17 protein-coding genes are annotated in these 18,923 nt (G+C 65.7%); 7 read left to right on the plus strand and 10 right to left on the minus strand.

What is annotated here, in order from left to right; translation table 11 throughout:
- The first annotated feature begins 235 nt into the window (after positions 1–235).
- Positions 236–406 carry a hypothetical protein gene (locus ACQUSQ_RS02165; protein ID WP_435066859.1) on the plus strand — a complete coding sequence of 57 codons (171 nt, stop codon included), beginning with the start codon at positions 236–238 and terminating at the stop codon, positions 404–406.
- 45 nt (positions 407–451) lie between these two features.
- Complete coding sequence (gene psmB, locus ACQUSQ_RS02170; RefSeq protein ID WP_435066860.1) at positions 452–1,189, plus strand: archaeal proteasome endopeptidase complex subunit beta; 738 nt, start codon at positions 452–454, stop codon at positions 1,187–1,189.
- Here the strand turns inward: psmB and ACQUSQ_RS02175 are convergent.
- Positions 1,184–2,725, minus strand: coding sequence for a hypothetical protein (locus tag ACQUSQ_RS02175; protein WP_435066861.1), 1,542 nt, complete (start codon positions 2,723–2,725; stop codon positions 1,184–1,186). The two genes, psmB and ACQUSQ_RS02175, sit on opposite strands and share 6 nt — an antisense overlap.
- A gap of 88 nt (positions 2,726–2,813) precedes the next feature.
- Between ACQUSQ_RS02175 and ligA the strand changes: the two genes are divergently transcribed.
- Positions 2,814–4,481 carry an ATP-dependent DNA ligase LigA gene (ligA, locus tag ACQUSQ_RS02180; RefSeq protein ID WP_435066862.1) on the plus strand — a complete coding sequence of 556 codons (1,668 nt, stop codon included), beginning with the start codon at positions 2,814–2,816 and terminating at the stop codon, positions 4,479–4,481.
- On the opposite strand, the gene ACQUSQ_RS02185 is transcribed toward ligA, so the two are convergent.
- Positions 4,482–5,570, minus strand: a complete 1,089-nt coding sequence (locus ACQUSQ_RS02185; RefSeq protein ID WP_435066863.1) for a DNA topoisomerase IV subunit A — start codon at positions 5,568–5,570, stop codon at positions 4,482–4,484.
- Positions 5,567–7,963, minus strand: a complete 2,397-nt coding sequence (locus tag ACQUSQ_RS02190) for a DNA topoisomerase VI subunit B (RefSeq protein ID WP_435066864.1) — start codon at positions 7,961–7,963, stop codon at positions 5,567–5,569. The genes ACQUSQ_RS02185 and ACQUSQ_RS02190 overlap by 4 nt, the downstream gene beginning before the upstream one ends.
- Before the next feature lie 269 nt (positions 7,964–8,232).
- Between ACQUSQ_RS02190 and gyrB the strand changes: the two genes are divergently transcribed.
- The gene (gene gyrB, locus ACQUSQ_RS02195; RefSeq protein ID WP_435066865.1) at positions 8,233–10,149 is read left to right on the plus strand and encodes a DNA topoisomerase (ATP-hydrolyzing) subunit B; all 1,917 of its coding nucleotides are present in this window, start codon (positions 8,233–8,235) and stop codon (positions 10,147–10,149) included.
- Positions 10,146–12,617: a DNA gyrase subunit A gene (gene gyrA, locus ACQUSQ_RS02200; RefSeq protein ID WP_435066866.1), complete on the plus strand. Its 2,472-nt coding sequence runs from the start codon at positions 10,146–10,148 to the stop codon at positions 12,615–12,617. The genes gyrB and gyrA overlap by 4 nt, the downstream gene beginning before the upstream one ends.
- Positions 12,618–12,622: 5 nt before the next feature.
- Here gyrA and rocF read toward each other — a convergent pair whose 3' ends face one another.
- Both rocF and ACQUSQ_RS02210 read right to left on the minus strand, forming a co-directional pair.
- Positions 12,623–13,507 (minus strand): arginase, encoded by an 885-nt coding sequence (rocF, locus tag ACQUSQ_RS02205; protein ID WP_435066867.1) that lies wholly within the window; start codon positions 13,505–13,507, stop codon positions 12,623–12,625.
- A 78-nt stretch (positions 13,508–13,585) separates the two neighbouring features.
- Positions 13,586–14,500 carry an NAD-dependent epimerase/dehydratase family protein gene (locus ACQUSQ_RS02210; RefSeq protein ID WP_435066868.1) on the minus strand — a complete coding sequence of 305 codons (915 nt, stop codon included), beginning with the start codon at positions 14,498–14,500 and terminating at the stop codon, positions 13,586–13,588.
- Positions 14,501–14,617: 117 nt separating this feature from the next.
- Here ACQUSQ_RS02210 and ACQUSQ_RS02215 point away from each other — a divergent pair, with 117 nt between their 5' ends.
- A complete protein-coding gene (locus tag ACQUSQ_RS02215; protein ID WP_435066869.1) occupies positions 14,618–15,151 on the plus strand; it encodes an Rrf2 family transcriptional regulator in 534 nt (177 codons plus the stop codon).
- 69 nt (positions 15,152–15,220) lie between these two features.
- On the opposite strand, the gene ACQUSQ_RS02220 is transcribed toward ACQUSQ_RS02215, so the two are convergent.
- From ACQUSQ_RS02220 to cdd, 4 genes are all read right to left on the minus strand, one after another.
- A complete protein-coding gene (locus ACQUSQ_RS02220) occupies positions 15,221–16,399 on the minus strand; it encodes an NAD(P)/FAD-dependent oxidoreductase (protein ID WP_435066870.1) in 1,179 nt (392 codons plus the stop codon).
- A 114-nt stretch (positions 16,400–16,513) separates the two neighbouring features.
- Positions 16,514–17,320 (minus strand): nucleoside phosphorylase, encoded by an 807-nt coding sequence (locus ACQUSQ_RS02225; RefSeq protein WP_435066871.1) that lies wholly within the window; start codon positions 17,318–17,320, stop codon positions 16,514–16,516.
- A gap of 38 nt (positions 17,321–17,358) precedes the next feature.
- Positions 17,359–17,490, minus strand: a complete 132-nt coding sequence (locus tag ACQUSQ_RS02230) for a hypothetical protein (RefSeq protein ID WP_435066872.1) — start codon at positions 17,488–17,490, stop codon at positions 17,359–17,361.
- A 123-nt stretch (positions 17,491–17,613) separates the two neighbouring features.
- Positions 17,614–18,027 carry a cytidine deaminase gene (gene cdd, locus ACQUSQ_RS02235; protein WP_435066873.1) on the minus strand — a complete coding sequence of 138 codons (414 nt, stop codon included), beginning with the start codon at positions 18,025–18,027 and terminating at the stop codon, positions 17,614–17,616.
- Positions 18,028–18,114: 87 nt separating this feature from the next.
- On the opposite strand from cdd, the gene ACQUSQ_RS02240 reads away from it, so the two are divergent.
- Positions 18,115–18,327: a hypothetical protein gene (locus tag ACQUSQ_RS02240; protein WP_435066874.1), complete on the plus strand. Its 213-nt coding sequence runs from the start codon at positions 18,115–18,117 to the stop codon at positions 18,325–18,327.
- Here the strand turns inward: ACQUSQ_RS02240 and ACQUSQ_RS02245 are convergent.
- Positions 18,324–18,908, minus strand: a complete 585-nt coding sequence (locus ACQUSQ_RS02245; protein ID WP_435066875.1) for a GNAT family N-acetyltransferase — start codon at positions 18,906–18,908, stop codon at positions 18,324–18,326. The two genes, ACQUSQ_RS02240 and ACQUSQ_RS02245, sit on opposite strands and share 4 nt — an antisense overlap.
- Between the last annotated feature and the right edge of the window lie 15 nt (positions 18,909–18,923).

Genomic DNA, 18,923 nt, shown 5'->3' on the forward strand with positions numbered 1-18,923 from the left:
GTACGCCAACCCGACGTATCAGGGTTTCCCACCGCGTACGTGCGCCGAACACCACGCATAACTTATGCGTCAGAGAGGTGTGGGAGACGCCCCGCATCGGCGTGGTTCTGGTGGGTGTGGATGCTCTTTCCCCGAATCGCGGCGCTCGGCATAATCGACAGACAGCGACGGGGTATCCCCGTCAGACGGACGGGAAAGCTTATATACGCCGGTCGCCGGAGGCACGTCTACGCAGATGCTCGAACCACTGTATCGTGCTGGCGCGCTCGCGGCGTATCAGATTGCGCTCGTCCTCGGCATCCTGTTGATGCCGCTGGCGCTGTTCGCCCGCCAACTCGGAGTCACGCTCCCGGTTGGCAACCTCGTGGCGGCGACGGGGGACGTCTACGACCGTGTGAGTCGATAGGGTCGAAGGGTTGCATTTATCAGCGCGCCTCCGCAAGACCAAGTGATGCGTACCCCGACGAATCAGGACTTTTCACAGACCCAGGACCAACTCGACGGGAACGACCGACCGGTGTTCGGGCCGGAAATCGGCGAGTTCACCAACACGGACGAACGCCTCGCTGCTGCGGAAAGCGAGGACAAGGAGATGAAAACCGGAACGACGACCGTCGGTCTCTCGACCGAGAACGGCGTCGTGATGGCGACCGACATGCGCGCGAGCGCGGGTCGGATGGTCTCCAGTAAGGACGTCCAGAAGGTCGAACAGATTCACCCGAACGCCGCCCTCACCATCGCAGGGTCGGTGTCGGCCGCCCAGTCGCTCATCCGCTCGCTCCGCTCGGAGACGAGCCTCTACGAGACGCGACGCGGCAAGGACATGAGCATGGAGGCGCTGTCGACGCTCACGAGCAACTTCCTTCGCTCCGGCGCCTTTTTCATCGTCTCGCCCCTCCTCGGTGGCATCGACGAAGACGGCGCTCACGTCTACAGCCTCGACCCCCTCGGCGGCATGATGGAAGAGGACTACGCCGTCTCCGGCTCCGGCAGCCAGTACGCGCTCGGTGTCCTCGAACAGGAGTATCAGGACGACCTGTCGATGGACGAGGCGAAGTCGGTCGCCGCCCACGCCATCCAGAGCGCCGTCGAGCGTGACTTGGCGTCCGGCAACGGCATCAACGTCGCCGTCGTCACCGACGAGGGCGTCGAAATCACGAAGCACAAAGACTTCGAGTCGCTCCTATAGCCAGTCGGTGAAGTCGCCGTCGAGGAGCGTTTCGGTCTGATTGCCGACGTACGCTCGTTGCATCGCGGGGACTGCGGTTCCGAGTGGCTCGCCACTCTCGACGCGTTCTCGAACTTCGTCGCGTTTCCATCCCGCAGGTGTGACGCCCGACTCCACCCGTTCTCGGAGCGGGTCGACGTAGTGCTTGGCCTGTTCAGCGGTGCAGCCGGCGTTTCGTAGCCCCGCCTCGGCGTGAGAGAACAGGTCGGCGTACAGCCGGGCGGGGTCGGTCGTCTCGACGCCGTCGTTGGTTATCCATCGCTGCTCGCTCGCGAGTCCCTCGCGGGCCGCGTCGTAGAAGTTCTCGCGAGCGACGCGCCAATCTTGGTCGATGACCGGGTGTTCGTTCTGCGGGAGGCTCTCCATCAGGCCGGCGAAGGTCGCCATGAACGCCATGGAGTCACGGACGGTCGGCTGGGCGGCGATGGGTCGGAACTCGATGCGGGCGTTGGCGGAGGAGCGGTCGGCGCCGTCGAACACCGGCCGCACCCACCGCCAGAAGGTGCCGTGTTTGCGCCGGAGCGTCGCGAACTGGTCGTCGAAGCGGTCGCCGCGGTCGACGGGCATCGGGACGACGGTCGGGTCGTTCGCGACCCGGTCGACCGCCTCCTCGACGGTATCGAGGTCCTCGGGGAACTGCACTTTCTTCGCCTCCTCGCTGTTGAGGACGGACTCGAAGACGAAGATACGGTTCTCGGCGCGGGCGTCGGCGACGACGGTTTCGGGCGCGACCCCCTCCTCGTAGAGGTCGGGTGGGAAAAACGGCGAGTTGACGCCGAGTGCGAGCAACGGCCCCGCGACCCGGAGCGCGTAGTTGTGGTAGGTCGGCAGGTCGGGGGCGTGGGGCACCTGATAGTGGGGCTGGATAGAGGTGATGAGACTTTCGGGCATCACGGTGTCGGCTTCGAGATCGACGTGTGGCGCGTCGATGCTGAACGGCGAGGGCGTGTTCGGCCCGTTGGCCATGGCGTGATACCGCACCGCGTCGGTCATGTTGGTCGCGATGCGGACCCCGTCGTCGGTGATGCTATCGGTGAGGTAGTCACGAGCCGTTTCCCCCGACGGCGGGATGGTCCACATGCCGTCGCTGACGAGGCGCATCCCCTCGATGCGCGTCGTTTCGAGCGCCGAAAGCAGGTGCGAGCGGACGCCGGCGGCCTGCGCTCGGAGCCCCTCGGCGTTCAGGGGCTGGGGGCTCGTCGTCAACTCGGCGTTGTGGAGGCCGAGTTCCTTCTCGAACCGGATGAGTTCGAGGAGGCGCCGCGGGACGCGGACGAGTTCCGTCCCCGTCTCTGCGGCGTCTCCCTCGCGACGCCATCGCCCGTCGGCGACGGCGTAGAACTCGTACTCCAGTCCGATGATGGAGCGATGGTTGTCGAACGTCCCGTCTCTGAGTTCGGTCTTGACCACTTCGGCGTCGGCGCGGGCCTGTGCCCGGAACTCCGAGACGTCGACGTCGAGAACCGCACGGACCTGTGCCGCCAGGTCGCTGTTCATACCACCTCCTGTACGACACAGCGTCTTGAATCCGATGCTCCCACCGAACCCGTCGCGCTTATCCGGCCCCCGGACCCATCTCGGAGCGATGGAGTTTGCCGACTTCGCTGACCGCGTCGCCGCCATCGAGGCCGAGACTGCCGACCTCGAAATCACGTCGCTCGTGGCGGACCTGTTCGTCGAGGCGGGCGACGACCTGCCCGTCGTCGCTCGCCTGTTGCTCGGACGGGTCGTCCCCGCGTGGGAGTCGACGACGCTCGATGTCGGCCCGAGTCTCTGTCACGCGGCGCTCGCACGCGCCGCGGGACCGAACGTCACCGCCGACGACGTGGCCGACCGCCTCGCCGAGGCGGGCGAAATCGGTGCCGTCGCGGAATCGCTCGACCTCGACGGCCAGCAAGGACTGGCGGCGTTCGGTGCCGACGGCCCCGACTCGCTGACCGTCGCCGAGGTGGCCGCACAACTCCGCGACCTCGCGACTGCTTCGGGGTCGGGGAGTCGCGACCGCAAGGTCGACCTCCTCTTCGACCTGTTCAACCGGGCCGACCCGCTCGGCGCGCGCTATCTCGCCCGACTCGTCCTCTCGGAGATGCGCATCGGCGTCGGCGAGGGGACGGTCCGCGACGCCATCGCGTCGGCGTTCGACGTCCCCGTCGACGCCGTCGAACGCGCGTTGCAAGTGACGAACGACTACGGGGCGATGGCAGTTCGCGCCCGTGACGAGGGCGAGGCGGGGTTGGACGCGGCGGACCTCGAAATCGGGCGCCCGGTGCAGGCGATGCTCGCGGAGACGGGGACGGCCGCCGACGCCGTCGAGGCGTGGGAGCGCGTCGCCGTCGAAACCAAGTACGACGGAGCGCGGGTGCAGGTGCATCACGACCCCGCGGGCGAGACGCGGGTGTTCTCCCGGAATCTCGAAGACGTCACCGACGCCCTGCCGGAACTCGTCGAGTTCGCCGAGGACCTCGACGTGCCCGCCATCCTCGACGGCGAGGCGCTGGCCGTCGACGACGCGGGCGACCCGCTTCCGTTTCAGGAGGTCCTCCGGCGCTTCCGCCGGAAACACGACGTCGCCCAGATGCGCGAGGAAATCACCGTCGAGTTCCGCGCGTTCGACTGCCTGCACGCCGACGGGGTCGACCTCCTCGATACGCCGTTGCTCGACCGGCGCGACCACTTATCGAACGTACTCGCTCCTGTCGACAGCGACGCCGGCGGCCTCTCGCCGCTCACCGTCGCCGAGGACGTCGACGCCATCGCTGACCACGAATCACGGGCGCTGGAGGCCGGCCACGAGGGCATCATGCTCAAAAACCCCGAATCGACGTACACGCCGGGGAAACGCGGGCAGAACTGGCTGAAGCGCAAGCCGGACGTCGAGACGCTCGACCTCGTGGTCACGGGTGCCGAGTGGGGCGAGGGGCGGCGCGCCAACCACCTCGGCACCTTCCTGCTCTCGGCGCGCGTCGACGGAGACGACTTCGCGACCATCGGCAAGGTGGCGACGGGGATTACCGACGAGCGACTGGCGGAGCTGAGCGACCGCCTCGAACCGCTCATCACCGAGCAAAACGGGACCGACGTGACAATCGAGCCGAAAGTTGTCTTCGAGGTGGGGTACGAGGAGATTCAGACCTCGCCCACCTACGAGTCGGGGTACGCGCTTCGCTTCCCGCGTTTCGTCGCCGTCCGCGAGGACAAGTCGCCGGCGGACGCGGATTCGCTGGCGCGAATCGAGGGGCTGGTCGAGTCGTAATTACAGCACGCCCATCTCGGCCAGTCGCGTCGGCAGATACTCGTCGGTCACGAAGTCGAGGCCGCGCGAGGCGAGCGCCTGCTGTTCGGCCTTCTTCCCGATGTCGAGTTGGAGCTCTATCTGTTCCTCCCAGTAGTCGGTCATGAACCGGGGGTCGTCGAGTTCCGACTCCAGAGCGTTCACGTCGGAGTCGGCGAGGGGGTCGGTCGGCAGGTCGTACTCGACGATGTCTTCGGGCTGGATGCCGATAAATCGGGCCTCCGGCGTGGCGAGGTATTCGGAGAGGTGGGCGCTCTTGATGGAGCCGTAGGCGACGGAGCCGTAGATGCGGTAGGACCACGGGTCGCCGTCAGTGAAGACCACGACCGGCAGGTCGAGTTCGTCGTGGAGGCGCTTCGTGATGCGCCGGGTCGCTCGCGCCGGTTGGCCCTTCAGGTGGACGATGAGGGCGTTGTGCTCCGTGTCGAAGCCGTTTTCGACCAGTCGGTCGCGCATCCCACCCGTCTCGACACAGAGGATGAAGTCGATGTCGTGGTCGAGGAAGTCGATTGTGTCGGGGTTGTTGGGAATCTGGTAGCCGCCCTCCCCGACGTCTTCCTGACAGTGAATCTCGCGCTCGCCGCGACGGGTCTGCTCGCGGAGTTCGAGCGGTCCCATCAGCGTCGCTCCCGACTCCTCGGGGCGCATGTGGAAGTCCTCTCGGGTCACTTCCGAGACGATTTCGAGGTCCTCGACTAACTGGTTGGACTCGTCCTGACTGGAGAAGGCGGCCTCGTCGGCGTCCCACGACTCCGAGAGGTAGTAGAGTTCTCGGAGCGTCGAAGAACGGCCTTCCTCCAACTGGCGAGCGAGGAAGTCGATGGTGTAGGTGGCCTTGAGAAGTTTGCGAGCGCCCTGCACCGAGTTGGCAGAGCGGGTCGACGTGCGGTCGCCGTACACCCACACGCCGCTGTCCTCGTCGTATTCGATGTTGCTTTTCGTCCGCGTCGGGAGCGTCATCTCCGGCACTTCGCCGCTCGCGAACTGGTCGTAAAACTCCGCCGCGAGGTCTATCAACTGCTGTCTGGCGCGTTCGTCCTGTGAGCTCATGCGTTCACCGTGAGTTTCTCCGCTTCGACGCCATCCACGTCGACGTCGAACGTCGCGTCGTCGCCCACCTCGTAGGTGAGCGTCGCCGTTTCACCCGCCGACACCGACGGGGACCACTGTACGAACCACTCGTCGTCTAGGTCGACGACGGACCCGCCGTCGCTCACCGCCGTCGGTTCGGCGCTGACGATGTCCGTGAGGTCCAGTTCCTCCGTCCGGTCGGAGTGGTTCTGGATGCGAAGGGTGACCGTCCCGTCCTCGACGGTTCGCTCGACGATGACGTTGTTCATGATGCGGCCGAGTGCGCCGTCGATGTTCGGCCGGTCGCGGCCGGTCACCGACGCGAGTTTGTCGGCCATCTGCGGCAGGATGCGGCCGAGGACGTCCTGTTTCTCCCGGCGCTTCTCCAGCGAGCGCCGCCGGTTGAGATAGGATTTCAGGTCGCGGGCCGCCTCGCGGATGGCGAGTTCGATTTCGTCCTCTATTTCGGGGACGTTCGCCACCGCGTCCTTCGATTCGCTGGTGAAGGGGACGTTCGTGGAGGCGACGTGGACCATGATGACCGCCGGGCCGGAGGGGAGGCCGCTGCCGCCGGGTTGGTCCAGCCCGTAGTTGCGCCAGCCGATGCCTTTCACCACGTCGGTGATGGCACACGCGCCGCGCTGGTAGACGAGGGGGACGCGGTTGGCAAAGCGCATCACGTCGACCGAGCCGTCGTGGTCGAGGTCACCGCCGTAGGCGATACCGGCCTCGACGATGAACGGGTCGCCGCCGTGGACTTCGGCGTCTCGCGTCGCCGCCGCGTAGAAGTCGGCGTCGAACTCCTTGCGCAGGCCCGCCTCGACGAGTTCGGCGGTGATGGGCGAGAGACAGTCCGTCGGCGGCGCGAGGATGTCCGTCTCGCGCATCGCATCGAGGAGTTCCGAGGCCGTGTCCCGGTCGTCCGCGATGACGCCCACGTTCGGCAGGTCGTCGGGAACGGTTCGCATCCCGGACCAGACGGCTTCGACGACGTTCTCGCGAGCCGTCTCGCCGAACGTGGCATCGATGGCCTCCTCGACGCGGTCGGCCGAGCGGTCGACGTAGCCAGCGAGGGTGTCGCGGGTCGCGCGGTGTCGCGAGTCGTCGGCTTCCGCGAACTTCGCGGCCAGCCGCTCGGCGATGCCCTGCACCGTCGCGTCGTCTTTCTGCGTGCTGGTCGCGCCGTCGACGTGGTCGTACAGCGACGCCGTCAACAGGTCGGTGTCTGTCAGCGCCGTCCACGCCGCCTCGACGGCCTTTTCTCGCACCGTGTCGCCGAAGGTTTCGTCGTGTTCGTCCTCGGCCGCGTCGGCGAGATTGTGTACGAGGTCGACGAGTTCGTGGTGGGCGAGTCGCTCGCGCTCACCAATCGTCTCGGCGACGCGGTCGGCGAACCACGCCGTCGCCGTCGCGCTCTTGTTGGCGACGGCGTCGGTGACGGCGGCCTCGATATCTGCGGTCGTCTCGGGCGTCGCCCACGCCATCTCGCGGCCGAAGTGGCGGTCACGAAACCGGTCACACACCTTGGTCGCCGTCTTGCCGCCGACGCGCGTGAACTCGCCCTGCAGGAAGCCGGAGACGGAGTACGACTCCGTCGCGTCCAGCATCTTCAGGAGCGTCCCGAGTTCGACGCCGTGGGGGTGGGGGCGAATCTCCTCCGTCTCGGCGGGGAGTTGGTCGGTGCCGCGCTCGAACTTCAGCGGTTCGTCGAGTCCCGGTTCCCGGAGTTCGACGCGGGCGTGAGGGTTGACGACCGCCGTGTGCTTGATGTAGTCGTGGAGTTGGGCGCGGGCCCGCATGTTCGCCTCCATCTCCAGTTCGATGCGCGTGCCGTGGGGGCGGTCCCACGTCGTCGTCTTCTCGTTTCGAATCTCGGGTTCGTTGTCGTCGGTGTCGACGACGAGTTCGAAGTACTGCGCGTCGGCGCTCCCTTGGGTCCGGCTGGTAATCTTCGCGGGCTTGCCGGAGGTGAGCTGTGAGTAGAGCACCGCGGCGGAGATACCGATACCCTGCTGGCCGCGGCTCTGTTCGCGAGCGTGGAACCGGGAGCCGTAGAGCAGTTTCCCGAACACGCGCGGAATCTGTTCTTTGGTGATGCCCGGCCCGTTGTCCTCGACGACGAGCCGGTAGTAGTCGCCCGCCTCGCTTATCTCGACGTAGATGTCGGGCGCGATACCGGCTTCCTCCGTCGCGTCGAGGGCGTTGTCCACCGCCTCCTTGACGGCGGTCACCAACCCTCGGGCCCCGGAGTCGAAGCCGAGCATGTGCTTGTTCTTCTCGAAGAACTCGGCGATGGAGATGGCCCGCTGGTTCTCGGCCAGCTCCTCGGCGATGCCCCCCTCCTCGCCGAGTGTCGACTGGAACGATGTCATCCGTGGGTGGTCTACCGCGACGACGTTTAAAAGGCCACCGCCAGCGTGGCGAAAGTGAAACTGCCAGCGTCGGGTCGCGGCGCGCGCGCCACCGGGAGCGACGCCCGAATCGCGGGGGTGTCCAGCGTGTGAACGTCGCGGTACCGGTGAACACCGAACTCGGCTTGTGGATATCCGAGCCGAACTTCCGATTGCGACAAGCGTATCTCGCGCCGCGCGCACGCGTGCGAGTTTTTAAGGGGCGTGACCGTCTACGACGAGTACGTTCTATGGCTGACGAACAAGAGTACGGAGCCGGGCAGATACAGGTACTGGAGGGTCTCCAGGCGGTGCGGAAGCGCCCGGCGATGTACATCGGGTCGACCGACACGAGGGGGTTGCACCACCTCGTCTACGAGGTCGTCGACAACGCTATCGACGAGGCGCTTGCGGGCCACTGTGACGCCATCCAAGTGACCGTCCACGAGGACGCGTCCGTGAGCGTCACGGACAACGGCCGCGGCATCCCCGTCGACGTCCACGAACAGTACGACCGGCCGGCGGTGGAGGTCATCATGACCGTCCTCCACGCTGGCGGGAAGTTCGACAACAAGTCCTATCAGGTGTCGGGCGGGCTCCACGGCGTCGGTGTCAGCGTCGTGAACGCCCTCTCGGAGCGACTGACGGTCGAAGTCAAACGCGACGGTGGCGTCTGGACACACGAGTTCGAGCGCGGCGAACCCGTCGAGGGCGCCTTCGAGCGCGTCCGTGACCTCGACGAGGACGAGGAGACGGGCACCCAAATCCGCTTTTGGCCCGACGAGGACATCTTCGAACACACGAACTTCTCGTTCGACACGCTGTCGACGCGGCTTCGCGAACTCGCCTTCCTCAACTCCGGGGTCCAAATCGGCCTCGACGACGAGCGCGACGACGAATCCGTCTCCTTCCGCTACGAGGGCGGGATTCGGGAGTTCGTGGAGTATCTCAACGAGACCAAGACCGCGCTCCACGACGACGTCGTCTACTTCGAGGCAGAGGAGCAGGACATCTCCGTCGAGGTGGCGATGCAGGGCACCGACGAACTCCAAGGGTCGATTCACGCCTTCGCCAACAACATCAACACCCGCGAGGGCGGCACCCACCTCACGGGATTCAAGACGGCGCTGACACGCGTCGTCAACGACTACGCGACGGACAACGGTCTGCTCGGTGACCTCGACGGCACCCTGAAGGGCGAGGACGTCCGCGAGGGGCTGACCGCGGTCATCTCGGTGAAACACCCCGACCCGCAGTTCGAGGGCCAGACCAAGACCAAACTCGGCAACAGCGAGGTCCGGGGCATCGTCGAGAGCGCCGTCCACACCAACCTCGGCACCTTCTTCGAGGAGAACCCGAACACGGCACAGGCCATCGTCGGCAAGGCCGTCGAGGCGGCGAAGGCGCGACAGGCGGCCAAGAAAGCCGAGGAACTCACCCGGCGCAAGAGCGCGCTGGAATCGACGGCCCTCCCCGGCAAACTCGCGGACTGCCAGTCGAAAGACCCCACCAAGTCCGAACTGTTCGTCGTCGAGGGCGACTCGGCGGGGGGGAGTGCAAAGCAGGGTCGCGACCGCGAGTTTCAGGCCATCCTCCCGCTGAAAGGGAAGATTCTGAACGTCGAGAAACACCGGCTCGACCGGATTCTGGAGAACAACGAGATTCGGGCGCTCATCACTGCCATCGGGACGGGCATCGGCGAGGAGTTCGACATCGAGGAGGCCCGCTACCAGCGCATCATCCTCATGACCGACGCCGACGTCGACGGCGCACACATCCGGACGCTCCTGTTGACGCTACTCTACCGGCACATGAAGCCTCTGCTGGAACGGGGCTACGTCTACGCCGCCCAACCGCCGCTCTATCGCGTCCGGTATCGCGGCGAGACGTACGACGCCATGAGCGAGGCGGAGCGCGACGAAATCGTCGCGGAGAAGTGTAACGGGAACCCCGACCAAGTCCAGCGATTCAAGGGCCTCGGCGAGATGAACCCCGACCAGCTCTGGAACACGACGATGAACCCCGAGAACCGGATTCTCAAGCAGATTACGGTGGAGGACGCGGCGGCGGCCGACCGGATGTTCTCCATCCTGATGGGTGACGCCGTCGAACCCCGGAAGCAGTTCATCAAAGAGCACGCCGGCGACGCGGAGTGGGTGGACATATGAGCTCGGATGCTCCCGAACCGGAGGACGAGGCGCCCGCCGCGCGCGTCGACACGGCGCGCATCGAGCAGGAGATGGAGCAGTCGTACATCGACTACGCCATGTCCGTCATCGCTGGGCGAGCGCTCCCCGACGCGCGTGACGGCCTGAAGCCCGTCCATCGGCGCATCCTCTACGCGATGCAGGAGGCGGGCGTCACCGCACGCGCCTCCCACCGGAAGTCGTCGTCCGTCGTCGGCGAGACGATGGGTGACTTCCACCCTCACGGCGACAGCGCCATCTACGACGCGCTGGCGCGGATGGCACAGGGCTTCTCGATGCGAGCGCCGCTCGTCGACGGGCAGGGTAACTTCGGCTCTATCGACGGCGACCCGCCCGCAGCCATGCGATACACCGAGGCGCGGATGTCGCCCATCGCCGAGGAGTTGATGGCCGACATCGAGAAAGACACCGTCGACTTCTCCGCCAACTACGACGGCCGCAAGCAGGAGCCGGACGTGTTGCCCGCCGCCTTCCCCAACCTGCTCGTCAACGGGTCGTCGGGCATCGCCGTCGGGATGTCGACAAACGTCCCGCCGCACAACCTCGGCGAGGTAATCGACGCGACCATCCACCTCATCGACAACCCCGACTGCGACATCGACGACCTGATGGAACACGTCGTCGCGCCCGACTTCCCGACGGGCGCGAACATCGTCGGCCGCAACGCCATCTACAAGGCGTACAAGACGGGGCGGGGGCGCCTGCGCGTCCGCGCCGAGATAGAGACGAGCGAGGACCGAATCGTCGTCACGGAACTGCCGTATCAGGCGAACAAGGCGCGTCTCATCGAGCGCATCGCCGACGACGTCAACGAGGGCGCGCTCGAAGGGATTCGGGACCTGCGCGACGAGTCCGACCGTGACGGCATCCGCATCGTCATCGAACTCAAGCGCGGCGCGAACCCCGACGTGGTCGAGAATCAGCTACTGGAATCCCACCTCGAAACCACGTTCGGCGTCATCAACCTCGCCTTGGTCGACGGCCAGCCGAAGGTGCTCGACCTCAAAGAGACGCTCTCGGTGTATCTCGACCACCGTCGCGAGGTCGTTCGCCGCCGGAGCGAGTACGACTTGGCCGAGGCCGAGGACCGCGCACACATCCTCGAAGGCCGGCTGACGGCGCTCGAACACGCCGACGAAGTCGTCGAGGTCATCCGCGACGCCGAGGACCGAGACAGCGCGAAAACGGCGCTGAAAGCCGCCTTCGACTTCTCGGACGACCAAGTCAACCACATCGTCGCGATGCAACTCGGCAGCCTCACCTCGATGGAGACGACGGCCATCGAGGAGGAGTACGAGGAAGTGCAGGCGCGAATCGAGCGTCTGACCGAGATTCTGGAAAACGAGTCCGAACTCCTCGGCGTCATCAAGGACGAACTCCGCGACATCAAAGCCGAGTACGCCGACGAGCGTCGCACCCGCATCATCGAGGACACGGGCGAGGTGACCGACGAGGACCTCATCGCACAGGAGGACACCCTCGTCGTCGTCAGCGAGGACGACTACATCAAGCGGATGTCCCTGTCTGCGTTCCGCGCCCAGAACCGCGGCGGGAAAGGCATCATCGGCGCCGACCTCAAGGAAGGCGACCGGGTCTCCTCAGTCTTTCTCGCAAACACCCACGACTACCTGCTCTGTTTCACCAACCACGGGCAGGTGTACAAACTCAAGACCTACCAAGTGCCGGAGATGAGCCGCACCGCCCGCGGCAAGTCCGCGGTGAATCTCCTCGATTTGGACGATGGCGAGGAGATAGAGTCCGTCGTCGACTGCGAGAATCTGGAGGAAGGCGCCGGGCGCTATCTCACGATGGCGACCCAGAACGGGCGGGTGAAACGCACCGCCGTCGAGGAGTTCGGCAACATCCTCTCGACGGGGATTCGCGCCATCCGACTGGAGGAGGGCGACGAACTCGTCGACGTGGAGTTGACCGACGGCGACCGCGACCTCGTCGTCGCCACCGCCGACGGGATGAGCATCCGCTTCGACGAGTCCGAGGTCCGGCCGATGGGCCGCGACGCCCGCGGCGTCGGCGGCATCAAACTCGAAGGCTCGGACCACGTTGTCGGCCTCGCCGGCGTCTCGACCGACGACCACGACTGGGTGCTCACCGTCACCGACAACGGCTACGGCAAGCGGACGCCGGTCGACGCCTACCGCCAGCAGTCCCGGTACGGCAAGGGCCTCATCGACATCAAGACGAGCGACCGCAACGGGCCGGCGTGTGCCATCGACGCCGTCGCGCCCGGTGACCATCTCGTCGTGATGAGCGAGGACGGTCAGATAATGCGCACGCCGGTCGAGGACGTCTCCTCGGTCGGTCGCAACACGATGGGTGTGACCGTGATGGACCTCGACGCCGGCGACTCGGTGGCGTCGGTGGCCGTGATTCCGGCCGACCGCGTCGACAGCGTCGACAGCGAGGACTGACCCCGCTACAGCGTCCGTTTTCCGAGCGCGCTCGCGGCGAGTTCGACCGCCATCTCGGCGGTTCGATTGTGGTCGTCGAGAATCGGATTGACTTCCACGAGTTCGAGCGACCGCACCGCCGCGGCGTCGGCAACCCGTTCGAGCGCCGCGTGCGCCTCGCGGTAGGTGGCGCCGCCGCGAACGGGCGTCCCGACGCCCGGCGCTTCCGACGGGTCGAGCCAATCGAGGTCGAAACTGACGTGGACGCCGTCGCGCCCGCTCGCGGTTTCGACGGCGTCGTCGACGACGCTCGTCACTCCGCGGCGGTCGATGTCGGTCATGGTGTAGGTAGCGATGTCGTGGTCGCGAATCGCCTCGCGCTCACCGGGGTCGAGGTCACGGACGCCGACGAGGGCGACGTTTTCGGCGTCGACGCCCGCGTCGGCCCACGGGTGTGACGCGAACTCGCCGAGGCCGAGAATCACGGCCAGCGCCATCCCGTGGACGTTCCCGCTCGGCGTCGTCGCCGGCGTGTTCAGGTCGCCGTGGGCGTCGAACCACACGACGCCGATATCGGCGTCGCGGGCCGCGCCGACGACGCTCCCGATGGCGACGGAGTGGTCGCCGCCGAGAACGAGCGGTCGCTCGCCCCGCGCCAGCGTGTCGCTCACGGTATCGGCCAGTTCGGTACAGACCGCCTCGACTGCCTCCAGATACTTCGCGTCGGTGCGGGCGGGGGCGTCCGTCCACGCTCTCGTGACCGGGACGTCGCCGCCGTCGTCGACGTCGAGTCCGAGGTCAGTCAGCGTCGCCACGAGGTCGGCGTAGCGAACCGCCGCGGGTCCCATGTTGACGCCGCGACGACTCGCGCCGTAGTCGGTGGGCGCGCCGACGATGTGGGCGGGGTGCATGGGAAGCGGTTCGGTGCGAGTGGGTAAAAGCGTGGTCGCGCTCGGAAAATCAGTCCTTATACAGAGCGCTCGGGCGACCTACTCCTTGTACGGCTCACACACCCGCGCGACACCCTCCTCGAACCCCACCTCGGGCTCCCACCCCGTCGCCTCGCGGAGTTTGGTGGCGTCGGCCATCGTGTCGTGGACGTAGACCGGCAGCGGGTTCTCGATGTATTCGGGGTCGATGTCCGCCCCGAGTTCGTCGTTTATCATCTCGACCATCGTGTTGAACGTGTAGCTCTCGCCGGTGCCGACGTTGTAGATGCCGTCGAGTTCGTGGTCGGCGGTGAGTTCGATGGCGCGTGCCACGTCGTCGACGTGGGTGAAGTCTCGGGTCTGCGTGCCGTCGCCGAACAGCACCGGCGCCTCGCCGTTGGCGATTTTGTCGGCGAACTGCGCGATGGTGTTTGCGTACTCGCCTTTGTGTTCCTCGGCGCCGCCGTAGCCCTGATACACGGAGAAAAAGCGCAGGCCGGCGAGGGTCATGTCGTAGTGGTTGCCGAAGTACTCGCCGTAGCGCTCGCGAGCGAGTTTCGACGCCTCGTAGCAGGTCCGGGCCTCGACTGCCATATCCTCCGGCGACGGCTCGGTTCGCGAGCCGTAAATCGAGGAGGTGGAGGCGTAGACGACGGTGTCACAGCCGTCCTCGCGGGCCTGTTCGACCGTGTTGACGAAGCCCTCGACGTTGACGCGCGTGGCCTCGCGTTTGTTCTCCTCGACCATGGTGTACGAGGAGTACGCCGCGAGGTGACAGACGACGTCGACGTCGGTCGGGAGGTCGTCGTCGAGGACGCTCCCGCGGACGAACTCCACGTCGTCGGAGAGGTTCTCGGGCGTCCCGAGATGGCAGTCGTCGAGTGCAATTACCTCGTTGTCGGTGGCCAGTCGATTCGCCAGGTTCGAGCCGATGAACCCCGCGCCGCCGGTGACGAGGACACGCTTGCCTTCCATGACTCACGCCACTACAGGCGGATGCAAAGCCGTGTCGCTTTCCTGTCGACTCCACGGGTATCAGCACCGAAACCGGCATCCATCGAATTTAATAACGCTAGCGACTAACCGTGAAGTATGTCATCAATTGAACTAACGTCGAGCCAGAAGACGATACTCACTGCACTCATCAACCTCCATCGCGAGACGGAGGACGCAGTGAAAGGCGAGGACATCGCGGCGGAAGTCGACCGGAATCCGGGGACGATTCGTAACCAGATGCAGAGTCTGAAAGCACTGCAACTCGTCGAGGGTGTACCGGGTCCGAAGGGTGGATACAAGCCGACGGCGAACGCCTACGAGGCCCTCGACGTCGACCAGATGGACGAACCCGCCGCCGTGCCCCTCCTCCACAACGGCGAACCGGTCGACACCGCGAACGTGGGCGAAATCGACCTCTCCTCGGTTCATCACCCCGACCTGTGCCGAGCGGAGATTCACGTTCAGGGGTCGGTCCGCGAGTTCCACGAGGGCGACAGCGTCCGCGTAGGCCCGACGCCGCTCTCGAAACTCGTCATCGACGGCACCGTCGACGGCAAGGACGACACCGACAACATCCTCATCCTCCGTATCGACGATATGCGCGCCCCGGCAGGCGAGCCGAGTCACTGACTCTCTCTGACTGCGCTTTTCGTATCCACGCTCTTCGACGGCCGGCAGAAGGAGATTATCGGCGCTGTCTCACATGTCGGACCAGGCGTCGATGGCCCGGCCGATAGAGGAGACGTCCGCAATCCAGCGTGCCGCGACGATTTTCTTGAGCGTCTCGGCGCCGATGCCGCCGAAGGTGTCGATGGGGAGGATGTCGACGCCGTGGGCGACGGCGTCGTCACCGACGGAGATGAGCGTCCCCTTGTCCTTGTGGGTCCACGTTTCGAGCGGTTCCCCACGGACGGCGTGAGCAAGGTTATCGCCGGCGACTTCCGCGGCCTGCCACGCCGCCTGTGCGGTCGGTGGCGCGACTTCCTCCGGCCCTTGGTCGATGAGTGCGGTGTCGCCGATGGCGAAGACGCGCTCGTCGCTCGTCTGGAAGTCCCGGTCGGCGTAGACGCGGTTGCTCCGGTCGTCCTTGTCGATGTCCGCGTCGGCCAGTTCGTCCTGTCCCGTGATGCCGCCCGTCCAGAGGAAGACGTCGTAGTCGAGTTCGGCCGGGTCCTCGTCCTCGCCGCCGCCGACGTAGATGGTGTCGTCGTCGACGCGGGAGACGAACTCGCCACACATGATGTCGACATCGGCCTCTTCGAGCCGGGTGCGGAGCGCACCCTGCAGTTCGGGGTCCATGCCCGGCAGTACCTCGTCGAGACCCTCGACGAGTGTCACGTCGATGGGCGCGTTGTTCTCGTCGCGATACGCGGCGACTTCGCCCGCGGACTGGATGCCCGAGAGGCCGGCACCGCCGACGACGACCTGTGCGGGATCCGAGCGAGTGGCGTCGCTGGCGGCGGCGGCCACGTCCGCGTGAATCTGCTGCGCGTCATCGAGGCTCTTGAGCGTGTGGGCGTACTCCTCCAGCCCCTCGATACCGTAGAAGGCCGTCTGGCTCCCCAGCGCGACGAGGAGATAGTCGTAGTCGACCGGGTCGCCGCCCTCGCACTGGACCGTCCGCTCGTCGACGTCGATACCCGTGACGCGGCTCTGCCGGAATGTCGTCTCCGGAGATTTGATTTCGTCGACGGGGATGGTGATTTTCGAGGCGACGCTCGTGTCGCGTATGACGCGATGGGATTCGTGGAGGACGAGATGATAGTCGTGTTCGGATATCCACGTCAACTCGGCACTACCGTCGTTTGCCTTCTGAAACTGTTTTACTGCGCCAGCACCAGCGTAACCAGCACCGATAACAACGACTTGAGTAGTCATACCACACGCTCATCGATGGACCGTTATAGACGTGTTGCATCGGCAGCGAGAGGCGCTAAAACGGCTGTTTGTCGACATTGTGTATCGACATACGTCGAATGTAACGGAGATAGATTACATCGAGAGGTCGGCGTGCCAAGTGTCGGCACCCGCCTCGTCCCGCCGTTCGTCCATTCGATGCAGGAGCGCCGCGGCGAGGCTGCCCACTTCCGCGGCGCGTCCCTCGCCTTCGGTCCGGAACTCGCCGGTCGAGCGGTTGGCGAAGACGGTGCAGACCGCCCCCGCGCGGAGACCGTAGACGTTCGCCAGCGTGAGAATCGAACTGGCCTCCATCTCGACGTTTTTCACGTTCGCGGCGCGGAGGTCATCGAGCAGCGAGTCGCTCCCCGCGGCTTCGAACCCCTCGAAACCCGACCGCGCTTGGCCGGCGTAGAAACTGTCGGTGCTCATCGTCACGCCGCAGTGGTAGTCGTAGTCGAGTCGTTCGGCGGCGGCGACGAGCGCCGAGACGACGGCGTGGTCGGCAGTCGCGGGGTAATCCTCCCGGACGTACTCCGCGCTCGTTCCCTCGCTTCTGACGGCGCCGGTCGTGATAACTAGGTCGCCCACGTCCATCTCTGGCTGGAGCGCGCCACAGGAGCCGACGCGAAGAAACGTCTCGGCCCCCACGCGAGCGAGTTCCTCGACGGCGATAGCCGCCGACGGACTTCCGATACCGGTCGAGGTGACCGAGAGGGGCGCCCCCTCGTAGCGACCCGTTGCAGTACGATACTCGCGATGGTCGGCCATCGTCTCCGCCTCGTCCCAGCGGTCGGTGACGATGTCGACCCGGTCCGGGTCGCCGGGGAGCAAGACGGTGTCGGCGACGTCGCCCGGCGCGACTTCGAGATGATACTGTCGGTCCGTCGTGTCGTTCGCCATGACAGACGGTACAGCGAGCCCCGTGAAATATCGTCGGGCTACCGGTGCTCGGGCGTGACCCAACTACAGGTCGAACAGGTTTCGATACCGTGGACGCTCAACACGTCGTTCTTACAGGCCGGACAGGTCGACCGGGCCACGTCGGCTTCGGGCTTGGCGAGGGGTGTCATCTTCGAATACAACATCTCACTAGAATCACAAAAAACTTCTGCTCATACGAACGCCTATATAGAGTTATTTCCTTCTAAGTTAATCTCTATTCGAGTGTTTCCAAACACTCGTTATTTGAATGCCTATTCAGAGTCACGAATCGCCGATTCGAGTGTCTCCGGGCCAATCGTGTTCGGTAACAGGTCACCGAGAACGTACTCCGTCGTCGCCTCGCCGCCCTCGTCGCAGACGATGGGAAAGTCGTCGTCGCAGAACTCCGCGAGCGTCTGGCGACACATGCCACAGGGCGTGATGCCGTCACGGGCGCCGGAGGTGACCGCGAGGCGGTCGAGCTCCCGATGGCCGCGCTTGACCGCCTCGGCGATGGCGACTTCCTCCGCGTGAAGGCTGTTGCTGAAGTTCGCGTTCTCGATGTTACACCCGGTGAACACCGTGCCGTCGGCGGTCCGGAGCGCAGCGCCAACCGTGTACTCGGAGTAGGGCACGTACGCGGCGTCAAGGGCCGTCCTCGCCCGTTCGATAAGGTCGTCGGTCACGAACGACGGTACGCACCACCCGGACATATATCTCCGCCCGACGCCCCGACCCGAGGGGCTTTTGGTCGCCGCCGCCGCAGTGTGGGCATGGCTCTCTCGCAGGACGAGGACACGCCCAACCGACGGCGAGCGCTCCTCGCCGTGACGCCGTTCCTGTTGCTCGGCCTCGCCGACGTACTCCTGCTCCTGTTCTGGGGTATCGAGCCGCTGTGGGCGTTCGCTATCCTGCCGCCCATCCTCTTCTGTACGGTGCTCGCGTGGCTCGCGTTCAGCACCGACTTCCTCGACGACCGAACTTAGCGCCCGGTGTCGTACTTGTACGTCGCGCTGTCGGGGTCGATACCGAAGTCCTCGGCGTCCTCGGGCGGCGTCTCCGCCTCCGCCTCGTGTGGCGCCGCGTTCTTGAACGCCTCGCGAAACCGGTCCGGCATGGCGAAGTCGTCGATGTCGATGCTCGTCGCGACGGCGTCGGGCTGAACCGTCTCCCGCTTGGTCTCTAGTCGCTCTCGAATCTTCTCCGGCACGTCGCTCGAATCGACCGGTTCGAAGCCGAACTGCGCGAGATACCCCGGCTCGTCGGTCAGTGAGTACACCGTCTCGAACCCCTTCGCGCGCGCCGTCTCGATGAGTCGCTCGATGACGTGGGCGCCGACGCCTTGCTCGCGCCACGCGGGCAGGACGCCGATGCCGGTGAGTTCGCAGAGTTCGCCCGAGTCGGTCTTGTGGATGCGAATCCGGCCGAAGCCCGCCCGCTCGTTCGAATCCTCGTCGACCGCGATGACGTAATCCCGGGACCGGAAGGCGGCGTCGTCCAGCGCCATCTCCTCGATGTGGTCGAGCAACCAGGCCTCGTCTCGGTTCTTGGCGTCCCGGACGTACATGTCCCGACCTTGTGA

This window comes from Haloplanus sp. C73, from assembly GCF_051195115.1.
Lineage (GTDB): Archaea > Halobacteriota > Halobacteria > Halobacteriales > Haloferacaceae > Haloplanus.